This window comes from Mesorhizobium sp. M0571 (assembly GCF_040320985.1).
GTDB lineage: Bacteria > Pseudomonadota > Alphaproteobacteria > Rhizobiales > Rhizobiaceae > Mesorhizobium.
In genome coordinates this window covers 1-5,838 of the sequence record NZ_JAMYQT010000112.1, presented here as the reverse complement: position 1 = coordinate 5,838, position 5,838 = coordinate 1, and the positions used below count along the sequence as shown (strand labels likewise).

Genomic DNA, 5,838 nt, shown 5'->3' with positions numbered 1-5,838 from the left:
AAGCTCGACGATCCGTCCTTCACGGCGCCGGTCTACGCCTCCCTCGTCCAGGGCGACAAGGGCGAGCACAAGCTCATCTGGTCGCGATGACCGGCCAAGGGCGCTCCGCTCCACAGCGGGGCGCCCGGCTTCCACCCTCGGCATTATGCGGAGCGGAAACCGCCAGAACAGGCGGAAAACCAAGCCTCACAGGCCAATGCTCCACATAATCCCACGCTCAGCATAATCGGCGTTATGCGGTGCTCCGCATAAGGTCGAGATCGGCGCCGCATGGTCCAATGAGGGCCGCGACTATCTCGGCCTGAAGTTGGACGATCCGAGCTTCACCGCTCCGATCTACGCCAACCTCTTCAACGATGAGGGAGGCGAAGGCTACAGCCTCATCTGGTCCCGGCCCAACGGCCGCCGCAACGCCGAGTAAGGCCCCGACCAAGGCTCCGCCCGGACGAACAGGGCGGGGCCGATCTCCTTTCACGCGACAAGTTGAGCGCAGTCGCTGCGCAACGAGCTCCGTCGAACTTGGGGGCGACTACCGGTCGTGTTCGCGACTGGAGACTTCATTCCTGCATGTTGCCTCGCCGATCATCGAAAATTCGCGGTGTTTCCGACGTCAACTCACGGTGCCGATTTTCTGATCAACTCGCATGGGTCCACATTCAGCGCAGTTGCGATTCTCCCAAGAACACTGATGCTGGCCGAGACCCGAGCGCGCTCGATCGATCCGACGTAACGCATGCTCAGTCCAGAGCGGGCGGCCAGTTCCTCCTGCGTCACGTTCTGGTCATGGCGCAGACGACGCATGTTGGCCGCCATGATCTCCTTGAGATTCATGACGGATTAGGGACCAGAAAGGGAACTATCGTTCTAGGAATGATCGTTCCTATTCGCTATGATTGGTGCTCGATCTAAAGGACGGCTCCTTCGAGATCGCGATCGAAATATGAACGGTCAAATATCATGCTTAAACCGCTGCTCGATCCTGATGTCGCCGACATTGCGCCGGATGCCCCGGTCCTGACCGGCTATGACGAGGAGCGTCTGCTCACCTACATTCGCCTGCTTGACGCGGCGGCGGAAGATGCCGATTGGCGAGAGGTGGCCAGGATCGTCTTGCATATAGACCCCGAGCAGGAGCCGGAGCGGGCGTTCCGGTCCTGGGAGACCCATCTTGCCCGCGCGCGATGGATGACGACCAGCGGCTACCGATCTCTTCTCGCTGGCGGCGCTCCGCACTGACGCCGCCGGCGTCGCTCCACTTTGCTGAATCGGCATGATGGTTTGCCGACTCTCCAACTATCCAACTTCCTCATCCCCCTGAATGTTGACGCCGATGCCTCACGTCCGGGTATGCGGAGAGGACAGGAACAGTGCAAGGCGATTGGACCGATGCGGCGGGGTACGCACACATGTGCAGCTACCAAGCTGAGGAGTTCGCTGCCGAGTATCTGATCCGGAATGACGAATTCATCGCCGAGTGTCGCCAGCTCGCATCGCGGCTCTCTGGTTCCGGAGAACCTGTCGACCAGCCCGACTTCGCCACCCGTTGGGGCGCGCGATTTCAAAACTGCCGGTGCCGGACGTCCGGAAGCTGAGAACATCATCTGGACAGAACAGGCCTCGCCGCGCGTGCTCCGGGCCACGCGGGTATCTGCCCCTATCAGCCATTTCCATCAGACAGTTCGACCCTCCAGCCTTGGCGGAGCCAGCGTTTGGCCGCAGGACGAAGGCCTTCACATTATTTGGTCTACCTCAATTGGGAAAAGCCATCTCGTCGCTGATGACCGCGCCGGTGAATTCAACGCTATCCTTCTACCGCTCGACGCTGCATTCGAGACGCGGCTCGATGCAGCGCGCCGGTTCTGGCGCGCACTGAACGGCCGGGCAGCCAGTTCATCCTACGGCGCGCTACCGCAACAGACCAAGACCAGGCATATCCTCAATTTACGCGCACATGACGGTCACCGCACGGGTGCAACCTATCGTCAGCTCGCGGAGGTGCTGTTTTCGCAAGAGCCGATTGTGCCGCGAGATTGGCGTGATCATCATCTCCGCCACAAGGTCCGAGCTACCTTACGTCGTGCAGCTTTTTTAGTCGCCGGCGGCTATCGCGATCTTCTCTTCTACCCCCACAGCCGTAGCGAAAAGTCCGGCCGCCGAAGTCTTTCGTCGGGGTAGCAAAAACGCGCCCCCCAATCTTTGCCCTCCCTCGCCTTTCCTCATTTCGATCATGTTCCACTTCGCGCGTCCCGGCAGGCCAGGACGACAGCAGAACCGAATGGAGATCGAGCGATGTCGAAGGGTCCCGCGGACGCGCCCCAAAAATATTTGCGCACAAAGGAGGCAGCACCCATCGTCGGGCTCTGCACCCGCACACTCGAAAAGCACCGGACCTATGGCACTGGCCCAAAATACCGAAAGGTCGGCGGGCGCGTTCTCTACGACATCAACGACCTGCACGCCTGGATAGAGCTCGGCGCACGCACCTCCACCAGCGATGCGAACGCGACCTATGTTCCGCCGGCAAAACCGCATGCAGCCCGCGCGCCGGCTTATGTCGGCAGGCGCGACCGCAGCTCCTGATCTGTGGCGTAACGAAAATGCAGTATGGCGCGACCGTTCAGCAGCAGCTTGCGCTGCCTCATGTCCCCTCATCCGTCTTCGCTTCACGCGGCACGCGGGGCCTTGTGGCGTGGCTGCTCATCTTATTGGTGAAATCCCGCCACCTGACACGGATCCACTTTCATGCAGACGAAGAATCGGCCTGCGGTGAGGCGGCGATTGTGCATGGCATGGCAACGATTTGGAACGCTGCCATCCTGGTCTGGGCTGCGTCGCAAACCGTCCACGCGCAAGCTAGGAGATTGCAACCGCGCCGCCTGCTAGCGGCGAAACAGCAGCAAACCCTGACCTTCATGTCGCCGCGTCAACGGCGGCACGTCCACAGCCGGATAGCCGCGCGCGAGCAGCCGCGTCCATACACGCGGAACCGTCATAAAGCTTGGCTGCTGCAGCGCAGGATCAAGTCATGAGCAAGCGCACAAAGATCATCGCCTCGATGGTTGGCGGCGCAGTGCTCGCCGCGGCGCCGGCATGGACTAGCCATCCGCCGCTGTCCATCTGGAACGCATCGGCGAGCATCCCCGTCGGGCTCTATCGCGTCCAGCCGGCCGACAAAATCGGTGTTGCCAATATCGCCGTCATCATGCCGCCCGAGCCATTGGTGGCCTTCATGGCAAGACGCGGGTATCTGCCGAAAAATGTGCCGCTCCTGAAGCGTGTTTTGGCACTCGGGGGCGCAACCGTCTGTCGCCAAGGCACAACGATCATCGTCAACGGCAAGACCTATGGACATGCGCGCGAGCGTGACAGTCGCGGTCGACCCCTGCCCATCTGGCAGGGCTGCCGCGACATTGCCGAGGCCGACGTCTTCCTCATGAACCCGGGTGCAGCCGACAGTTTTGACAGCCGCTATTTCGGCCCGCTCCCGCTCTCATCGATCGTTGGCCGCGCGGTTCCCGTCTGGACCACGGAGCGCACCACTCCGGTGCAGGATGTCACCAACGATCCCCTTGCCAGCGAGCCGTGACGGCTCGGCTCGACGCGCACTAACACTCATGAAAGGAGCACTGCAATGATCCAGATCGGTACCTTCACGCGCAATGATGACGGCTTCTTCGGCAATCTCTCCACGCTAACAATCGAGGCGAAGATTGCCATCCTGCCTGCCGACAAATCCAAAACCGAAAACGCGCCCGACCATCTGATCTATTGCGAAGGGATGGCGGTCGGTGCGGCTTGGGACCGCACCGGAGACAAGGCTGGGGATTACCTCTCCGTCTCAATTGACGACCCGTCCTTTACGCAGCCGATCCGCGCCAAGCTGTTCCGGTCCGATGCAGAGAACAGCGTCTGGAGCCTGCACTGGAACCGGTCATCGAAGTGCGACGGGCGAGGCTGAACAGATGCTTCTGGAGCCCTTCGACGAATCTTTCTCGCCAACCCTTTTGATCCATTGCGCGCCGGTCAAACCCTTCGACTCGATCGCCCGCGAGGCAGCTCAGAGGGGGCCGGGCACTTGCTTGTCGCTCCGGACGCCGATTTCATCGCAGTTTTTGCAAAGCTGGTCCGGCCGGCTAGGCCTTGCGCTTAACGGAAGCGAACACCGTGGCAAGCTGGCGGCGCATCGGTTCGGCGGTCTGCGAGATGCCGTCCACAGAGGCATGACAACGGTTGCCACCTGCGTCATGCTCGCTCTCGCGAGGCCCGACGCTGGTGCAGCGGCTTCCTCTCATGGTGAACGGCCGGCGCACTCCGAGAGCACGATCCTGTCGGCTGGCCCGTGGTCGGGGCATATCCGGGAAGCGGCTAAACGGTTCGCCATTCCAGAGCGTTTGCTTCGCGGCGTCATACAGATCGAGAGCTTCGGCGATGTTCGTGCGCTTTCAAGCAAGGGCGCGATGGGGCTGATGCAGATAATGCCGGCGACGTGGGAAGAACTGCGCATCAAATACCGTCTCGGTGACGATCCCTATAAACCGCGTGACAACATTCTTGCAGGTGCAGCATATCTTCGCGAAATGCTCGACAGCTTCGGGCGCAGCGGCTTTCTTGCCGCTTACAATGCCGGTCCTGGTCGGTACAAGGAACATCTCTCAGCCGGCCGTCCGCTGCCACGCGAGACGGTCGACTACGTCAGGAAACTCGCGCCGCTGCTCAATGGTGCAGTTCCCAGTCCGCGGCGCGCACGGCAAGGAAGGGGCAGAGCCAGCTCACTCGGTGCCACGATTTTTGCGCATCCCCATGACATTGGGAACGCCGCTGCATCGGGTGGCAATGGTTATGCAGAGACGATCTTCACGGCGATTCATTCGCCCGCAATGCGGTCGCCAATGGGCAATCCTGTTGCGGACCTGACCGCGACCGAGCCACGGCCGGGTGAAACCGATTTCCAATCGAACCACGCTGTTTGCGGCCTATTCACTCAGCCTTCTTTAGCCATATCGCGATGATCGCCACGTTCCTCCTCAATCGCATTCCGGCCTGTTCCGTCGCGGAAATTGCGGCGGAAGGGTTGGCCGCAGATGAGGGCGGAGAGAGTGGCAGGATAAAGGGCCGCGAGGTGCGGCTCGGTTCGGCCGATTGTTTTCCTTATAATTTTCGACTCATTTCGCGATGTGCTGGCACAATCGGCGATGTGCGCTATTCCCATTTTTTCAGTCTTTCAATGGAAACCGCACCTCGTGGCTGCCTAGCATGAAACGTGACGATAGCTTTCGCGTCCGCCCTGGTCGTATCCGCTCCCGCGCTGGCCAGCGCGCAAGACCCTTCATCTTCCAGGCTCTTGCGGCCACACAGCGCGCTGGCGGTCACCTTACACGCGAGGGCCCGATCACCTCCCCACGAGCTTCAACGTTTGGCCGCGGCAGGTCAGCGAGCATCCGCGCCAGTCGCCTCATCTCTGACCGCTCACGCGGCGCCGTTATCAAGGCCCGTGTGGTGAGGCAGTTCAGAGGGTCTGCGCCTCTCGCCACCCATCTCAAATATCTTCGCCGCGAAGGTGTTACACGTGATGGCGAGAAGGCGAGGATGTTCGGTCCCGACACCAAAGAGGCAGATCATGACGCCTTCTCCGACCGCTGCAAGGACGATCGGCATCACTTCCGTTTCATCGTTTCGCCGGACGATGCAATGGAGCTCGGCGACCTCAAGAACTTCGCTCGTGACCTGATGGTCGACATGGAGTGCGACCTCGGCACGAGGCTCGACTGGATTGCCGTCGATCACTGGAACACCGAACATCCGCACGTTCACATCCTCGTTCGCGGCGTTGCCGACGAC

12 protein-coding genes and 1 pseudogene are annotated in these 5,838 nt (G+C 61.0%); 12 read left to right on the top strand and 1 reads right to left on the bottom strand.

What is annotated here, in order from left to right; all coding sequences use genetic code 11:
- Together NKI85_RS37360 and NKI85_RS37355 are read left to right on the top strand one after the other, a co-directional pair.
- On the top strand, positions 1-90 hold a 90-nt coding region (locus NKI85_RS37360; RefSeq protein ID WP_130827500.1), incomplete at its 5' end, for a DUF736 family protein.
- 160 nt (positions 91-250) lie between these two features.
- Positions 251-421, top strand: a pseudogene (locus NKI85_RS37355) (DUF736 domain-containing protein); the annotation flags it as partial.
- 194 nt (positions 422-615) lie between these two features.
- Here the strand turns inward: NKI85_RS37355 and NKI85_RS37350 are convergent.
- Complete coding sequence (locus NKI85_RS37350; protein ID WP_023674290.1) at positions 616-831, bottom strand: helix-turn-helix domain-containing protein; 216 nt, start codon at positions 829-831, stop codon at positions 616-618.
- 126 nt (positions 832-957) lie between these two features.
- Between NKI85_RS37350 and NKI85_RS37345 the strand changes: the two genes are divergently transcribed.
- From NKI85_RS37345 to NKI85_RS37300, 10 genes are all read left to right on the top strand, one after another.
- Entirely contained in the window at positions 958-1,236 is a 279-nt protein-coding gene (locus NKI85_RS37345) for a DNA -binding domain-containing protein (protein ID WP_352527063.1), read from the top strand.
- Positions 1,237-1,406: 170 nt separating this feature from the next.
- Entirely contained in the window at positions 1,407-1,592 is a 186-nt protein-coding gene (locus tag NKI85_RS37340; protein ID WP_352527077.1) for a transcriptional regulator domain-containing protein, read from the top strand.
- A 34-nt stretch (positions 1,593-1,626) separates the two neighbouring features.
- Positions 1,627-2,175 carry a DUF2285 domain-containing protein gene (locus tag NKI85_RS37335; protein WP_352527062.1) on the top strand — a complete coding sequence of 183 codons (549 nt, stop codon included), beginning with the start codon at positions 1,627-1,629 and terminating at the stop codon, positions 2,173-2,175.
- A gap of 114 nt (positions 2,176-2,289) precedes the next feature.
- The gene (locus NKI85_RS37330; protein ID WP_352527061.1) at positions 2,290-2,580 is read left to right on the top strand and encodes a helix-turn-helix transcriptional regulator; all 291 of its coding nucleotides are present in this window, start codon (positions 2,290-2,292) and stop codon (positions 2,578-2,580) included.
- A 17-nt stretch (positions 2,581-2,597) separates the two neighbouring features.
- Entirely contained in the window at positions 2,598-3,029 is a 432-nt protein-coding gene (locus NKI85_RS37325; protein ID WP_352527060.1) for a replication initiator protein A, read from the top strand.
- The gene (locus NKI85_RS37320; protein ID WP_352527059.1) at positions 3,026-3,586 is read left to right on the top strand and encodes a S26 family signal peptidase; all 561 of its coding nucleotides are present in this window, start codon (positions 3,026-3,028) and stop codon (positions 3,584-3,586) included. Before NKI85_RS37325 ends, NKI85_RS37320 begins: the two co-directional genes overlap by 4 nt.
- A gap of 45 nt (positions 3,587-3,631) precedes the next feature.
- Complete coding sequence (locus NKI85_RS37315) at positions 3,632-3,958, top strand: DUF736 domain-containing protein (RefSeq protein ID WP_352527058.1); 327 nt, start codon at positions 3,632-3,634, stop codon at positions 3,956-3,958.
- 4 nt (positions 3,959-3,962) lie between these two features.
- Positions 3,963-5,009 (top strand): lytic transglycosylase domain-containing protein, encoded by a 1,047-nt coding sequence (locus tag NKI85_RS37310; RefSeq protein ID WP_352527057.1) that lies wholly within the window; start codon positions 3,963-3,965, stop codon positions 5,007-5,009.
- The gene (locus tag NKI85_RS37305) at positions 5,006-5,257 is read left to right on the top strand and encodes a hypothetical protein (protein WP_352527056.1); all 252 of its coding nucleotides are present in this window, start codon (positions 5,006-5,008) and stop codon (positions 5,255-5,257) included. The genes NKI85_RS37310 and NKI85_RS37305 overlap by 4 nt, the downstream gene beginning before the upstream one ends.
- A partial coding sequence (locus NKI85_RS37300) for a relaxase/mobilization nuclease domain-containing protein (RefSeq protein ID WP_502900787.1) occupies positions 5,254-5,838 on the top strand: 585 nt, incomplete at its 3' end. The genes NKI85_RS37305 and NKI85_RS37300, both read left to right, overlap by 4 nt.